This window comes from Streptomyces sp. NPDC046727, from assembly GCF_040645635.1.
GTDB lineage: Bacteria > Actinomycetota > Actinomycetes > Streptomycetales > Streptomycetaceae > Streptomyces.
Genome location: NZ_JBEYYR010000054.1, coordinates 22,279 through 36,967 on the forward strand (window position 1 = coordinate 22,279; position 14,689 = coordinate 36,967).

General features: G+C 72.4%; 11 protein-coding genes. 10 read left to right on the forward strand and 1 reads right to left on the reverse strand.

Going from position 1 to position 14,689, the window contains the following annotated elements:
- Positions 1-47 precede the first annotated feature (47 nt).
- Both ABZ937_RS39895 and ABZ937_RS39900 read left to right on the forward strand, forming a co-directional pair.
- The gene (locus ABZ937_RS39895; RefSeq protein WP_361699786.1) at positions 48-1,847 is read left to right on the forward strand and encodes a phosphatidylglycerol lysyltransferase domain-containing protein; all 1,800 of its coding nucleotides are present in this window, start codon (positions 48-50) and stop codon (positions 1,845-1,847) included.
- Positions 1,848-1,857: 10 nt separating this feature from the next.
- A complete protein-coding gene (locus ABZ937_RS39900) occupies positions 1,858-2,592 on the forward strand; it encodes a hypothetical protein (protein ID WP_361699788.1) in 735 nt (244 codons plus the stop codon).
- A 39-nt stretch (positions 2,593-2,631) separates the two neighbouring features.
- On the opposite strand, the gene ABZ937_RS39905 is transcribed toward ABZ937_RS39900, so the two are convergent.
- Positions 2,632-3,396 carry a hypothetical protein gene (locus ABZ937_RS39905; RefSeq protein ID WP_361699790.1) on the reverse strand — a complete coding sequence of 255 codons (765 nt, stop codon included), beginning with the start codon at positions 3,394-3,396 and terminating at the stop codon, positions 2,632-2,634.
- A gap of 82 nt (positions 3,397-3,478) precedes the next feature.
- Between ABZ937_RS39905 and ABZ937_RS39910 the strand changes: the two genes are divergently transcribed.
- The 8 genes from ABZ937_RS39910 to ABZ937_RS39945 form a co-directional block, all read left to right on the forward strand.
- Positions 3,479-4,273 carry an adenosylcobinamide-GDP ribazoletransferase gene (locus ABZ937_RS39910; protein WP_361699792.1) on the forward strand — a complete coding sequence of 265 codons (795 nt, stop codon included), beginning with the start codon at positions 3,479-3,481 and terminating at the stop codon, positions 4,271-4,273.
- A 297-nt stretch (positions 4,274-4,570) separates the two neighbouring features.
- A complete protein-coding gene (locus ABZ937_RS39915; RefSeq protein ID WP_361699794.1) occupies positions 4,571-6,109 on the forward strand; it encodes a leucyl aminopeptidase in 1,539 nt (512 codons plus the stop codon).
- A 291-nt stretch (positions 6,110-6,400) separates the two neighbouring features.
- Positions 6,401-7,789: a dihydrolipoyl dehydrogenase gene (gene lpdA, locus ABZ937_RS39920; RefSeq protein WP_361699796.1), complete on the forward strand. Its 1,389-nt coding sequence runs from the start codon at positions 6,401-6,403 to the stop codon at positions 7,787-7,789.
- Between the two features lie 61 nt (positions 7,790-7,850).
- A complete protein-coding gene (gene sucB, locus ABZ937_RS39925; RefSeq protein WP_361699798.1) occupies positions 7,851-9,674 on the forward strand; it encodes a 2-oxoglutarate dehydrogenase, E2 component, dihydrolipoamide succinyltransferase in 1,824 nt (607 codons plus the stop codon).
- Positions 9,675-9,858: 184 nt separating this feature from the next.
- Positions 9,859-10,482, forward strand: a complete 624-nt coding sequence (locus ABZ937_RS39930; protein WP_361699800.1) for a GntR family transcriptional regulator — start codon at positions 9,859-9,861, stop codon at positions 10,480-10,482.
- 272 nt (positions 10,483-10,754) lie between these two features.
- A complete protein-coding gene (aceE, locus tag ABZ937_RS39935) occupies positions 10,755-13,457 on the forward strand; it encodes a pyruvate dehydrogenase (acetyl-transferring), homodimeric type (protein ID WP_361699802.1) in 2,703 nt (900 codons plus the stop codon).
- 71 nt (positions 13,458-13,528) lie between these two features.
- Positions 13,529-14,512, forward strand: a complete 984-nt coding sequence (locus ABZ937_RS39940) for a YafY family protein (protein ID WP_361699806.1) — start codon at positions 13,529-13,531, stop codon at positions 14,510-14,512.
- 5 nt (positions 14,513-14,517) lie between these two features.
- The coding region (locus ABZ937_RS39945; RefSeq protein ID WP_361699841.1) for a WYL domain-containing protein at positions 14,518-14,689 on the forward strand (172 nt) is incomplete at its 3' end.

The following is a 14,689-nucleotide window of genomic DNA, read 5'->3' on the forward strand; positions in this document are numbered from 1 at the left end:
GCCGAAAAGTGCGGTTCGCCGGTGCCGCGCCCATATGATCCTGCTCCATGGGAGATGCCCGAATTGCCGTGGAGCAGCGCGGCGAGGCCGGTGAGCGGGCGGACGAGCGGGCGCGGCGGTCCACCGGGGCTTCCCGGAGGGCCGCCGCCTTCGCCGTCTGGTATCTGCGGACCGTCGCCTTCATCAACTTCCTCAGCGCGGTATGGGTCTCGCTCGGCCAGGACGTGCGCCGGCACAACCAGGACGACTTCTTCACGCCGTACCTGCTGACGGCCGGCTTCGCCTCCGGTGTGTTCACCGCCTTCCTGGCGATCACCATGCGGCGCCGGAAACGAGCCGCGTGGATCCTCAACCTGGTGGTCAGCGGCCTCTTCCTGGCCCTGTTCGCGTTCGCCATGGCGTTCCCGGAGATCCGGCGGTACGCGCAGAACTGGGTGTCCCTGGCGCTGACGGCCGCCTTCGTGGGCGCGCTGCTGGCCGGCCGCCGGGAGTTCTACGCCAAGGGCGACCGGTCCAACCCCCGGCTCGCGGCCACGGTCGCCGTCGGCGGCGGGCTCGCCGCGAGCCTGCTGGCCGGGCTGCTGGTGACGGTCACCAACCAGGCGCCGGACGCGGCCCGCTCCTCGTTCCTGGAGCGCTGGCACTACGGCACCCTGCGGCTGGTGTCCGTGGCGGCCGAGGAGTCCCACTTCCCGGGCATCGACCCGCCCAACTGGGCCAACGTGGCGATCAACGTGCTCAGCACGGTCCTCGTCCTCGCCGTGCTCTACGCCGCCTTCCGCTCCCGGCGGGCCGTCGACCCGCTCACCGAGGACGACGAGAAGCGGCTGCGGGCACTGCTGGAGCGGCACGGCGAGCGCGACTCGCTCGGCTACTTCGCGCTGCGCCGGGAGAAGAGCGTGGTGTGGTCGCCGACCGGGAAGGCTGCCGTCGCCTATCGCGTCGTCGGCGGGGTGAGCCTGGCGTCCGGGGATCCGCTCGGGGACCCGGAGGCCTGGCCGGGGGCGATCGTGCCGTGGCTCGCGGAGGCGCGGGCGCACGGGTGGATCCCGGCGGTGATGGGGGCCGGCGAGGAGGCCGGGACGGTCTACTCCCGGCACGGGCTGGACGCGCTGGAGCTGGGCGACGAGGCGATCGTGGAGGTCGCCGAGTTCACCCTGGAGGGCCGGGCGATGCGCACGGTCCGGCAGGCGTACAACCGGGTGAAGCGGGCCGGGTACCAGGTCCGCATCCGCCGGCATGAGGACATCCCCGCGGACGAGACGGCGTACCTCGTCGAGCGCGCCGACGACTGGCGGGACGGCGCGACCGAGCGCGGGTTCAGCATGGCGCTGGGCCGGCTGGGGGACCCCGACGACGGCCGGTGCGTGATGCTGGAGTGCACGGACGCCGAGGGGCGGCTGCGGGCGCTGCTCTCCTTCGTGCCGTGGGGGCCGCACGGGCTGTCCCTGGACCTGATGCGGCGCGACCGGGACTCCGACAACGGGCTGATGGAGTTCATGGTCATCGAACTGCTGCGGCGGGCCCGCGAGATCGGGATCACTCAGGTCTCACTCAACTTCGCGATGTTCAGGTCGGTCTTCGAACGTGGCGCACGCCTCGGTGCCGGACCGGTGCTGAGGCTGTGGCGGTCGCTGCTCAGCTTCTTCTCCCGCTGGTGGCAGATCGAGTCGCTGTACCGCGCCAACGCCAAGTACCGGCCCATCTGGGAGCCACGGTTCCTGCTCTTCGAGAAGAGCGCGGACCTGCCGCGCATCGGCCTCGCGTCGGCCCGTGCGGAGGGGTTCCTGGAGGCGCCGGGGCTGCCGAAGTGGCTGCACCGCAGGCACCTGGACACGCACAGATGAGGGACATTCCATGAACAGGCTCGCGCGCTGGGCCCGTGCCGAGTGGGGGCTGCTCTGCGTCACCGTGCGCGAGCCCCTGCGCAGACGGGGCCTGCCGGCCGTCCCGATGACGGTCTCGGGGGTGGGCCTGACGGCGTTCCTGCAGTACGTGCAGAACCAGCCGTGGGGCTACCAGCTCGTGCAGAACCTGGGTGCCGTGCGCGCCGAGGACCCGCTGTGGCTCGCCCTGCTGCGCACCCCCCTGTCGCTGTTCGTGCCCGCGCTGGACCTGCCGGTGTGGGGGGCGCTGGCGCAGATCCTGCTGGTGTTCGGGATCGCCGAGCTGTGCCTGGGCTGGTGGCGGACCCTGACCATCGCGTACGTCGCCACGCTCGCCGGGACCCTGTACGCGCGCCTCGGCATCACCCTCGGCCCGCACGCCCCGTTCGGGCTGCCCTGGACCGACGCGCAGGTGGTGGACACCGGCCCGTCGGCGGCGGTCGTGGGGCTCGCGGTGTTCGTGAGCTGGCGGTACGGCGCCTACGCCACGGCGGGAGCGGTGACGGCGGCGATGGTCGTCGAGGTGCTGCTGAAGGAGAACCTGGCGGGCAAGGAGCACCTGGCCGCGCTGATGGCGGTGGGGCTGCTGTGTCTGCTGGTGGCCCTGCGGCACCGGTACGGCAGCGGACCGCGACGCACCCGCCGTCACCGGTGGTCGGCCAGACGCGCCGGACACGGATCGGGCTTGCCGCCGGTCCAGTCCTGAGCCACATGACCGCTGTGCCTGCCGCCGGCGCCCCCGCGCTCACCGGTGACCAGGCAGACGCGCCGGGCGCGGATCGGGCTTGCCGCCGATCCAGTCCTGAACCGCGCGACGCGGCCCGGCCCAGCGGCGGTCGTGCCGGTAGGCGCGCAGGGCCGACCGGGCGCGGGCGCGGGGACGGCGGCCGTAGAAGCGGCGGGCCCACGGGGAGCCGGGGCGGGCGAGCCGTACGGCACCCACGACCGCGACCAGGGGCACGATCGCCCCGAACACCGCGGTACGGGCCTTGCCCTTGCTCAGGGCGACGAGGGAGAACACGAAGTTGCCGGCGATGTTGGCGATGGCCGTGCCGCGGTCGGCCAGTTCCTCCTGGGTCAGGTCGTTGACGCCGAACGGGGCGAACCCGGCGAGCAGCAGGCCGACGAGGGCGGCGGTGAGGACGACGGCCTCGACGCTCTTGCGGCCCTCCGCCGTCCAGTAGACGTCGGCCAGGTGCAGGATCAGCGCGAACTCGTCCAGGACCAGGCCCGCGCCGATGCCGAACAGCACGGCGGACACGGGCGCGCCGACGCCGTGCCGGTCGCTGGCCACCGCGCCGAAACCGCCGACGACGGTGAGGACGACCCCGGGGACGACGTGGTGGATGTGCAGCCCGCCCGCCTCGACGTTGCCGAACGGGCCCCTGCCGGCCCGGATCAGACGGGTGATGACCCGGGTGACGACGAAGGTCAGCACGAAGGCGGCGAGGGCGAGCAGCAGCGGGAGCTTGCCCGGCTCGACGATGTTCCGCACCCACCAGTGCCCCATGTGCGCACATTACCCGCGTATGCCGCGTCGCTTCACCGCCGCTCAGGGCCGGGATCCCGGGACCGGCGGGTAACCTGCGCCGGTGCTCACCTCCTCCCCTCTCGGCCCTCTCGACGGTCTCCGCTTCGCCTTCGGCACGCTCACCGTGCTGCCCGTCCGGGTGCACCGCTGGGACCGGGGGGCCGCGCGGGGCGGCATGCTGTGCGCCCCCGTGGCCGGGCTGGTCGTCGGCGGCTGCGCGGCCGGGCTCGGCCTGCTGCTGCTCCTCCTCGGCGCCGGTCCGCTGCTCGCGGCCGTCGCCTCGGTCGCCGTACCCGCCGCGCTGACCCGCGGGCTGCACCTCGACGGGCTCGCCGACACCGCCGACGGGCTGGGCAGCGGCAAGCCCGCCGAGGACGCGCTCCGGATCATGAAGCAGTCGGACATCGGGCCGTTCGGGGTGCTCACCCTCGTCCTGGTGCTGCTGGCCCAGGTGGCGGTGCTGGCGCAGCTCTACGGCGACTCGTGGGCGCGGGGTGCCGTGGCGGCCGTGGCCTCGGCGGTCGCGGCGCGGCTGGCCCTCACCCTGGCCGCCCGCGCCGGCGTTCCGGCCGCCCGCCCGGAGGGGCTCGGGGCGGCGGTGGCCGGGGTGGTGCCGAAGGGTGCCGCGCTGGGTGCGGCGGCCGGTGTGGTGGTGGCGGCCGGGACGGCGGGCGCCTCTTTCGGCTGGTACGACGGCGTCCGCACCGCGCTCGCGGTGGTCGTCGCCGTGGCCGTCGGCGAACTGCTGCTGCGCCGCTGCGTCCGCCGGTTCGGCGGGGTCACCGGGGACGTGTTCGGCGCGCTCGCGGAGACGTCCGCGACGACCGCGCTCGTGGTACTGGCCTTCGGTCGCTAGCGGGCGGGCCGTCGCCACGGACACGGCGAGCGCGGGGTGCCCACCGGGACCCGGCGAGTGGGGCCCGGCTCACGCGGGTGCAGGGGGAAGTGGCCACGGCGCCACGCACAGGTGAACACCCGAAGGAATGAGCGAACGCACGTACGCGCGTAGTCTCGTCCCGGGTGTTCGCCGACAGGGTGAAGGCCCCGGTTGCCACCAGTACCCAGGCCTGGACCTAGGGTCGGCTCTCGGGCCCGGTCGACCCACCCCTTTTCGGCCATAGAAACTTCACATCGGAAGCGAGAACTCACCACCGTGACTGCTCTGACTCTCAGCACCGCTGCGGCGCCCGGCCTGCGGGCCGACGCGATCGTGATCGGTGTCGCCAAGGGTGCCAAGGGGCCCGTCGTCGCGCCGGGCGCCGAGGCCGTGGACAAGGCGTACGACGGCAGGCTGGCCGGCGTCCTGGAGACCCTCGGCGCCTCCGGTGCCGAGGGCGAGCTGACCAAGCTGCCCGCGCCGGCCGGATTCAAGGCCCCGCTCGTGGTGGCGGTGGGCCTCGGCGCGCAGCCCGACGACAAGGACGCCGAGGACGGCTACGCGGCCGAGGCGCTGCGCAAGGCCGCCGGCGTGGCCGCCCGCGCGCTCGCCGGGTCGAAGAAGGCCGCGTTCGCGCTGCCCGTCGACGGCCCCGGCGCGATCGGCGCGATCGGCGAGGGCGTGCTGCTCGGCGCCTACTCCTTCGACACGTACAAGGAGAACGCCGGCAAGGGCGCGAAGGCCAAGAACGGCAAGGCGCCGCTGGCCGAGGCCGCGCTGCTCGGCGGCAAGCCGCGCGACGCCGCCCACAAGGGCGCCCTCGCCCGCGCGGTCGCGGTCTCCGAGGAGCTGAACCGCGCCCGCGACCTGATCAACATGCCGCCGAACGACCTCACCCCCGCCGTCTTCGCCGGCATCGCGCAGACCGCGGCCAAGGAGCACGGCCTGAAGGTGCAGGTGCTCGACGACAAGGCCCTGGCCAAGGGCGGCTACGGCGGCATCCTCGGCGTCGGCGGCGGCTCGGCGGCCACCCCGCGCCTGGTGAAGCTGTCGTACCGGCACCCGAAGGCGGAGAAGCACCTGTCCTTCGTCGGCAAGGGCATCACCTACGACTCGGGCGGTATCTCGCTGAAGCCGGCCGGCCACAACGAGACGATGAAGTGCGACATGAGCGGTGCCGCCGCCGTGTTCGCCGCGGTCGTCGCCGCCGCCCGCCTCGGCCTGGAGGTCAACGTCACCGGCTGGCTGGCGCTGGCCGAGAACATGCCGTCCGGCTCCGCCGTCCGACCGGGTGACGTGCTGCGCATGTACAGCGGCAAGACCGTCGAGGTGCTCAACACCGACGCCGAGGGCCGGCTGGTCCTCGCCGACGCGCTGTGGGCGGCCTCGCAGGAGAACCCGGACGCGATCGTGGACGTGGCCACGCTGACCGGCGCGATGATGCTGGCGCTGGGCAGCCGGACGTTCGGTGTCATGGCCAACGACGACGCGTTCCGCTCCGCGGTGTACGAGGCGGCGGAGGAGGTCGGCGAGCCGGCCTGGCCGATGCCGCTGCCGGAGCACCTGCGCAAGGGCATGGACTCCTCCGTGGCCGACATCGCGAACATGGGCGAGCGGTGGGGCGGCGGGCTGGTCGCCGGCCTGTTCCTGCAGGAGTTCGTGGGCGACGGCATCACCTGGGCGCACCTCGACATCGCCGGCCCGGCGTTCAACGAGGGCGGGCCCTTCGGGTACACGCCCAAGGGCGGTACCGGTTCCGCCGTGCGCACGCTGGTGCGTCTCGCCGAGCTGACCGCCGCGGGTGACCTGGGCTGACGTTCGCCCAACAGCCCAGTTCGGCTGCTTGTTCCGCAGCTCGCCGCGTGGGGGCTGGTCGCGCCCACGCGGCGGAGCCGCATATCGAACACAGCCTCGCGCCCCTTTGGGCCGCTCTAGTGGGGTGTCTCACACTCCAGCCCGGCGCATCGTTCGCCTCGAACAAGTGCAAAGATGGAGCCCGGCAGGACAGGGCCCCCACCGAAGGGCCGAAGCATCAAGCGGCCGGACACCAGCCGCCCGCCGGTCATCGGAGATCGGCGCAAGGCGCACATGCATGGAGGACGTGACGTGGCGAACGACGCCAGCACCGTTTTCGACCTAGTGATCCTCGGCGGTGGTAGCGGTGGTTACGCCGCGGCCCTGCGCGGGGCGCAGCTGGGCCTGGACGTCGCCCTGATCGAGAAGGACAAGGTCGGCGGCACCTGCCTGCACCGGGGTTGCATCCCCACCAAGGCCCTGCTGCACGCGGGCGAGATCGCCGACCAGGCCCGCGAGAGCGAGCAGTTCGGCGTCAAGGCCACCTTCGAGGGCATCGACGTCCCGGCCGTCCACAAGTACAAGGACGACGTGATCTCGGGCCTGTACAAGGGTCTGCAGGGGCTCATCGCGTCCCGCAAGGTGACGTACATCGAGGGTGAGGGCTGGCTGTCCTCCCCCACCTCCGTCGACGTGAACGGCCAGCGCATCCAGGGCCGCCACGTCCTGCTGGCGACCGGCTCCGTGCCGAAGTCGCTGCCGGGCCTGGAGATCGACGGCAACCGCATCATCTCCTCCGACCACGCCCTCGTCCTGGACCGCGTGCCGAAGTCCGCGATCATCCTGGGCGGCGGCGTCATCGGCGTCGAGTTCGCCTCGGCGTGGAAGTCCTTCGGTTCCGACGTCACGGTCATCGAGGGCCTGAAGCACCTCGTCCCGGTCGAGGACGAGAACTCTTCGAAGCTTCTTGAGCGCGCGTTCCGCAAGCGCGGCATCAAGTTCAACCTGGGCACCTTCTTCCAGAAGGCCGAGTACACCCAGGACGGTGTGAAGGTCACCCTGGCCGACGGCAAGGAGTTCGAGGCCGAGGTCCTGCTGGTGGCCGTCGGCCGCGGCCCGGTCTCCCAGGGCCTGGGCTACGAGGAGGCCGGGGTCGCCATGGACCGCGGCTACGTCCTCGTCGACGAGTACATGCGCACCAACGTTCCGACCATCTCCGCCGTCGGTGACCTCGTCCCGACCCTCCAGCTCGCGCACGTCGGCTTCGCCGAGGGCATCCTGGTGGCGGAGCGTCTGGCCGGTCTGAAGGTCGTTCCGATCGACTACGACGGTGTCCCGCGGGTGACGTACTGCCACCCGGAGGTCGCCTCCGTCGGTATCACCGAGGCCAAGGCCAAGGAGATCTACGGCGCGGACAAGGTCGTCGCTCTGAAGTACAACCTGGCGGGCAACGGCAAGAGCAAGATCCTCAAGACCGCGGGCGAGATCAAGCTCGTCCAGGTCAAGGACGGTGCCGTGGTCGGCGTCCACATGGTCGGCGACCGCATGGGTGAGCAGGTCGGCGAGGCCCAGCTGATCTACAACTGGGAGGCGCTGCCGGCCGAGGTCGCCCAGCTCATCCACGCCCACCCGACGCAGAACGAGGCGCTCGGCGAGGCACACCTGGCCCTGGCCGGCAAGCCGCTGCACTCCCACGACTGAGCCTTCGGTCAACGGGCGCGACGACACAGACTTCCGCAATTCGTTAGGAGCAACCGAAACCATGGCGGTTTCCGTAACCCTTCCGGCGCTCGGCGAGAGCGTCACCGAGGGCACTGTCACCCGCTGGCTGAAGGCCGAGGGCGAACGCGTCGAGGCCGACGAGCCGCTGCTCGAGGTCTCGACCGACAAGGTCGACACCGAGATCCCCTCGCCCGCCTCCGGCGTGCTGGCCTCCATCAAGGTCGCCGAGGACGAGACCGTCGAGGTCGGCGCCGAGCTGGCCGTCATCGACGACGGCACGGGTGCGCCCGCTGCCGCCCCGGCCCCGGCCGCCGCCGAGGCTCCGGCCCCGGCCGCCGAGCCCGCCCCGGCGCCGGTCGCCGAGGCCCCGGCCGCCCCCGCCCCGGCCCCCGCCGCCGAGGCCGTCACTGCCGAGAGCCCTGCCGGCGGTGCCGAGGGCACGGACGTGGTCCTGCCCGCGCTCGGTGAGTCCGTCACCGAGGGCACCGTCACCCGCTGGCTGAAGTCGGTCGGTGACTCCGTCGAGGCCGACGAGCCGCTGCTCGAGGTCTCCACGGACAAGGTCGACACCGAGATCCCGGCGCCCGTCTCCGGCGTGCTCCTGGAGATCGTGGTCGGCGAGGACGAGACCGCCGAGGTCGGCGCCAAGCTCGCCGTCATCGGCGCCGCGGGTGCCGCCCCGGCCGCCGCTCCGGCTCCGGCCGCCCCGGCCCCGGCCGCTGCCCCGGCGCCCGCCCCGGCTCCGGCCCCCGCTCCGGCCCCGGCCCCGGCCCCGGCCCCCGCCGCCCCGGCCCCGGCCCCCGCCGCTCCGGCCCCGGCTCCGGCGCCCGCCGCCGCTGCCCCGGCCGCCCCGGCTCCCGCTCCGGCGCCCGCCCCGGCTCCGGTCACCCCGGCCACCGCGCCCACCTCGCCGACCGCCACCCAGGCGACCGACGAGGGCGCCTACGTCACCCCGCTGGTGCGCAAGCTCGCCGCCGAGAACGGCGTCGACCTGGCCACCGTCAAGGGCACCGGCGTCGGCGGCCGTATCCGCAAGCAGGACGTCATCGCCGCCGCCGAGGCCGCGAAGGCCGCCGCCGCTCCGGCTCCGGCCGCAGCCGCCCCGGCCGCCGCCAGGAAGGCCCCGGCGCTGGAGGTCTCCCCCCTGCGCGGCCAGACCGTCAAGATGCCCCGCATCCGCAAGGTCATCGGCGACAACATGGTCAAGGCGCTGCACGAGCAGGCGCAGCTGTCCTCGGTCGTCGAGGTCGACGTCACCCGCCTGATGCGCCTGCGCGCCCAGGCCAAGGACTCCTTCGCCGCGCGCGAGGGCGTCAAGCTCTCCCCGATGCCGTTCTTCGTGAAGGCGGCGGCCCAGGCGCTGAAGGCCCACCCGGTCATCAACGCCAAGATCAACGAGGCCGAGGGCACGATCACCTACTTCGACTCCGAGAACATCGGGATCGCGGTGGACTCCGAGAAGGGCCTGATGACCCCGGTCATCAAGCACGCCGGCGACCTCAACATCGCGGGCATCGCGAAGGCCACGGCGGAGCTGGCCGGCAAGGTCCGCGCCAACAAGATCACCCCGGACGAGCTGTCCGGCGCGACCTTCACCATCTCCAACACCGGTTCGCGCGGCGCGCTGTTCGACACGATCATCGTGCCGCCGGGTCAGGTCGCGATCCTCGGCATCGGTGCCACGGTCAAGCGTCCGGCCGTCATCGAGACCGAGGAGGGCACGGTCATCGGCGTCCGCGACATGACCTACCTGACCCTCTCCTACGACCACCGTCTGGTGGACGGCGCCGACGCGGCCCGTTACCTGACCGCGGTCAAGGCGATCCTGGAGGCGGGCGAGTTCGAGGTCGAGCTGGGCCTGTAAGCCACCCGGCCTGCACGGCTGTACGGCACCCCGTCCGGAGCTTTCCGGGCGGGGTGTTCGTGTTTGTCGGTGTGCGCAGCGTGTAAGGCTCGTCTCACCTGCGCAAAAGCACCACCACGCGCCCTACCCGCGGAGCGAACCGGCCGTATTGTCTAAACGTCAAAGCCCTCCCTAAGGAGCCCTCATGACCGCGCCCGTCGTCCACTCGCTGCGCGAGCAGATCCGCGAGCACATCGTGGAGGGAATCGTCAGCGGGCGCTGGCAGCCGGGCGAGCGCATCGTGGAGCGCCGGATCGCCACCGAGCTGGAGGTCAGCCAGACCCCGGTCCGGGAGGCCCTGCGCGAGCTGGAGTCCCTCCGCCTGATCGAGTCGGCCCCGAACAAGGGCGTACGCGTCCGCAATCTGACCGCGGCGGACCTGGAGGAGAGCTACCCGGTCCGGGCCGGCCTGGAGGCCATCGCCGCGGAGCTGGCGGCGGAGCGCCTGGCGGAGGACTGCTCGGCCCTGGAGCCGCACGTCCTGGCGCTGTACGAGGCCGACCAGAAGGCGGACGGCACGGCCCAGGTGCGGCACACCGTCGGCTTCCACCGCGAACTGGTCCGCGCGGCGCACAACTCGGTGCTGCTGCACACCTGGGAGGGCCTCGGCATCGAGGTCTTCACGGCGCTGTCGATCCGCTGGCTGGGCACGGTCCAGCAGTCGTACGCGGAGGAGCACGAGGAGCTGGTGCAGGCGTTCAAGCGCCGTGACCCGAGGATCGCGGAACTGGTGAAGGCCCACGTCCTGGGCTGCGCTCCGCGCGCTTGATTCAGTAGAGCGGACCCCCGCTCAGACGCCGCCCCACCTGCGAAAACAAGGCGCTTCGGCGTCACCCGGTGCCATCACCGAAGGCACCCCGTGCCGACTTTCTTGAAATCGAGAAGTTTTGCCCCTCTCCCCTTTGATCGATCATCGATCAGGGAGTTACAGTCGCCGACGGACTTCCACCGAAGTCCGCCTGCCCTGTCCTGCCAAAGACCAAGGGCACACCCGAACCCTTACCGATGAGGGAACCCCCTTCGACTGAGGAAGGCGGCGACATGACCGACCCCAACGCCATCCAGCCGAGCGCGCTCGACCAGCTCCCCGACCGCGACCCGGAGGAGACCGCCGAGTGGCAGGCCTCCCTCGACGCCGTCGCCAGGGAGGCCGGGCCGCACCGCGCCGCATACCTGATGCGCCGCACGCTGGAGCGCGCCGAGGCGGGCGGCATCGCGCTGCCGAAGCTCCTCGAGACGGACTACGTCAACACCATCCCCACCTCCGCCGAGCCGGGCCTGCCCGGTGACCCGGAGATGGAGGCCCGGATCACCGCGTGGAACCGCTGGAACGCGGCGGCGATGGTGACCCGGGGCAGCAAGTACGGTGTCGGCGGCCACATCGCCACCTTCGCCTCGGCGGCCTGGCTGTACGAGACCGGCTTCAACCACTTCTTCAAGGGCAAGGAGGGCGACGGCTCCGGCGACCAGCTGTACATCCAGGGCCACGCCTCCCCCGGCATCTACGCCCGTGCCTTCCTCGACGGCCGGCTGAACGAGCACCACCTGGACAACTTCCGCCAGGAGTCCGGCGGCAACGGCCTGCCGTCGTATCCGCACCCGCGGCGCCTGCCCTGGCTGTGGGAGTTCCCGACGGTCTCCATGGGCCTCGGCCCGCTGTCCGCGATCTACCAGGCGCGCTTCAACCGCTACCTGACCAACCGCGGCATCAAGGACGTCTCCGCGTCGCACGTGTGGGCGTTCCTCGGCGACGGCGAGATGGACGAGCCGGAGTCGACGGCGGCCCTCGCGCTCGCCGCCCGTGAGGAGCTGGACAACCTCACCTTCGTCATCAACTGCAACCTGCAGCGCCTGGACGGCCCGGTCCGCGCCAACTTCAAGATCGTGCAGGAGCTGGAGGCCCAGTTCCGCGGCGCCGGCTGGAACGTCGTCAAGACGCTGTGGGGCTCCGCCTGGGACGAGCTGTTCGCGCTCGACACGACCGGCGCGCTGGTACGCCGCCTGCGCCAGGTACCGGACGCGCAGATCCAGACGTACCAGACCCGCGACGCCGCCTACATCCGCCAGGACTTCTTCGGCGCCGACCCGGCGCTGGCGGAGATGGCGAAGCTGCTGAGCGACGACAAGATCCTCGAGTGCTTCCACCTCTCGCGCGGTGGTCACGAGGCGCGCAAGGTCTACGCCGCGTACAAGGCCGCCGTCGAGCACAAGGGCGCGCCGACCGTGATCCTGGCCCAGACGGTCAAGGGCCACACCCTCGGCGAGGGCTTCGCGTCGAAGAACGCCAACCACCAGATGAAGAAGCTGACGGTGGACGAGTTCAAGACGATGCGCGACCTGCTCGGCCTGCCGATCAAGGACAGCGACTTCGTCGACGGCCAGGTCCCCTACGGCCACCCGGGCGCCGACTCCCCCGAGGTCCGCTACCTCCAGGAGCGCCGCGCGGCCCTCGGCGGCCCCGCCCCGGCCCGCCGTACGCACGCGCTGGCCCCGCTGCCCGCCCCGGCCGAGAAGGCCTTCGCCTCCTTCGACAAGGGCTCCGGCTCGCAGAACGTGGCGACGACGATGGCCTTCGTACGTCTCGTCAAGGACCTGGTCCGCGACAAGGAGACGGGCAAGCGCTGGGTGCCGATCGTCCCGGACGAGGCGCGCACCTTCGGCATGGAGAGCCTCTTCCCGTCCCTCGGCATCTACTCGCCGAAGGGCCAGACGTACGAGCCGGTCGACCGCGACCAGCTGATGTACTACAAGGAGGCCAAGAACGGCCAGATCCTCAACGAGGGGATCACCGAGGCCGGTTCGATGGCCGACTTCATCGCCGCGTCCACCGCGTACGCGACGCACGGCGAGGCGATGATTCCGTTCTACATCTTCTACTCGATGTTCGGCTGGCAGCGCACCGCCGACCAGATGTGGCAGCTCGGTGACCAGCTCGGCCGCGGCTTCCTCGTGGGCGCGACGGCGGGCCGTACGACCCTGACGGGCGAGGGCCTCCAGCACGCCGACGGCCACTCCCCGGTCATCGCCGCGACCAACCCGGCCGCGCTGACGTACGACCCCGCGTTCGCCTACGAGATCGCGGTGATCGTCCGTGAGGGTCTGCGCCGGATGTACGGCGAGGCCAAGCCGGGCGAGGACCAGGACGTCTTCTACTACCTGACGGTCTACAACGAGCCGCTGCCGCAGCCGGCCAAGCCGCAGGGCCTCGGCATCGACGAGGGCATCGTCAAGGGCCTGTACCGCTTCAACACGGCGGAGTCCGCGGGCGTGACCGTGGCCGCCAACGCCCCGCGCATCCAGCTGCTGGGCTCCGGTACGGCGATCCACTGGGCCCTCGAAGCCCAGAAGCTGCTCGCCGAGGAGTGGGGCGTGGCCGCCGACGTGTGGTCCGCGACCTCCTGGTCGGAGCTGCGCCGGGACGCGATGGAGGCCGACGCGGCGCTGCTGCGCGGCGAGGAGCGCGTGCCGTACGTCCGCCAGGCCCTGCAGGGCGCCGAGGGCCCGGTCCTCGCGGTGTCCGACTACATGCGCCAGGTCCCGGACCAGATCGCGCAGTGGGTCGAGCAGGACTGGTCCTCGCTGGGCGCCGACGGCTTCGGTCTGTCGGACACCCGTGAGGCCGCCCGCCGCCACTTCGGCGTCGACGCCCAGTCGGTCGTCGTGGCGGCCCTGGCCCAGCTCGCCCGGCGCGGCGAGATGAAGGCCACGGCGGTCAAGGAGGCCCGGGAGAAGTACGGGCTGTAAGAACCGACGGGCTGCAAGAGCCGGTCGACGAGGCCCCCGCTGCGGCGGGGGCCTCGTTGCATGATGGCCGCATGCGTGCTGCCCGCCTGATCAAGATGGTGCTCCTCCTCCAGTCCCGCCCCTCCATGACCGCCGCCGAGCTGGCCCGGGAGCTGGAGGTGTCGGAGCGGACGGTCACGCGGGACGCGCAGGCGCTGTCGGAGGCGGGGGTGCCGGTGTACGCCGACCGGGGGCGGGCCGGCGGGTACCGGCTGGTCGGCGGGTACCGGACGCGGCTGACCGGGCTGGCCCGGAGCGAGGCCGAGGTGCTGTTCCTGAGCGGGGTGCCGGGGGCGCTGCGGGAGATGGGCCTTCAGGACGCGGCGTCGGCGGCCCGGCTGAAGGTCTCCGCCGCGCTGCTGCCCTCGCTGCGGGACGCCCCGGACAGTGCCGCCCAGCGGTTCCATCTGGACGCGCCCGCGTGGTTCCGGGAGCCGGAGACGCCCGCCCTGCTGCCGGTGCTCGCCGAGGCGGTGTGGGACGACCGCTGTGTCACCGCCCGCTACCGGCGCGGGGAGGGCGAGGCGGAGCGGACGCTGGAGCCGTACGGGCTCGTGCTGAAGGCGGGGGTCTGGTACCTGTGCGCGCGGGTGGCCGGAAGCGGTTCCTTCCGGACCTACCGGATCGACCGGTTCAACGCCGTCGATCCCCTCGGAGAACGCTTCGACCGCGGCCCGGACTTCGACCTGCCCGGCTTCTGGGCGGAGCAGGCCGAGCGGTTCGCCCGGTCGATCCTGCGGGCGGAGGTGGTCGTACGGCTGTCCCCGGAGGGCGTGCGCCGGCTGCCGTACGCCGTGGATCCCCTCGGCGCGCGGGAGGCGCTGCGGAACCCGGGCGAGCCGGACGCCGAGGGCTGGGTGACGGTGACGCTGCCCGTGGAGTCGGAGGAGGTCGCGCACAGCCAGCTGACCGGGCTCGGACCGGAGGCGGAAGTGCTGGAGCCACCGGGCCTGCGGAACCGTTTCGCGGCGGACGCGGCCCGCCTCGCCGCGCTGTACCGCCGTACGGACGGCTGACGACGATCCGCCGTACTCCTCGTGCCGTCCACCGGCCCAGGCACGATGCCGGCACGGACGGGCCCGACGCCGACAGCTGGATGACGGTGACGCTGCCCGTGGAGTCGGAGGAGGTCGCGCACAGCCAGCTGACCGGGCTCGGACCGGAGGCGGAAGTGCTGGAGCCACCGGGCCTGC

Coding starts and splice junctions, on each gene's coding strand:
- ABZ937_RS39895 (WP_361699786.1), top strand. CDS start 48: ATGGGAGATGCCCGAATTGCCGTGGAGCAGCGCGGCGAGGCCGGTGAG.
- ABZ937_RS39900 (WP_361699788.1), top strand. CDS start 1,858: ATGAACAGGCTCGCGCGCTGGGCCCGTGCCGAGTGGGGGCTGCTCTGC.
- ABZ937_RS39905 (WP_361699790.1), bottom strand. CDS start 3,396: ATGGGGCACTGGTGGGTGCGGAACATCGTCGAGCCGGGCAAGCTCCCG.
- sucB (WP_361699798.1), top strand. CDS start 7,851: ATGGCGGTTTCCGTAACCCTTCCGGCGCTCGGCGAGAGCGTCACCGAG.
- ABZ937_RS39930 (WP_361699800.1), top strand. CDS start 9,859: ATGACCGCGCCCGTCGTCCACTCGCTGCGCGAGCAGATCCGCGAGCAC.
- aceE (WP_361699802.1), top strand. CDS start 10,755: ATGACCGACCCCAACGCCATCCAGCCGAGCGCGCTCGACCAGCTCCCC.
- ABZ937_RS39940 (WP_361699806.1), top strand. CDS start 13,529: ATGCGTGCTGCCCGCCTGATCAAGATGGTGCTCCTCCTCCAGTCCCGC.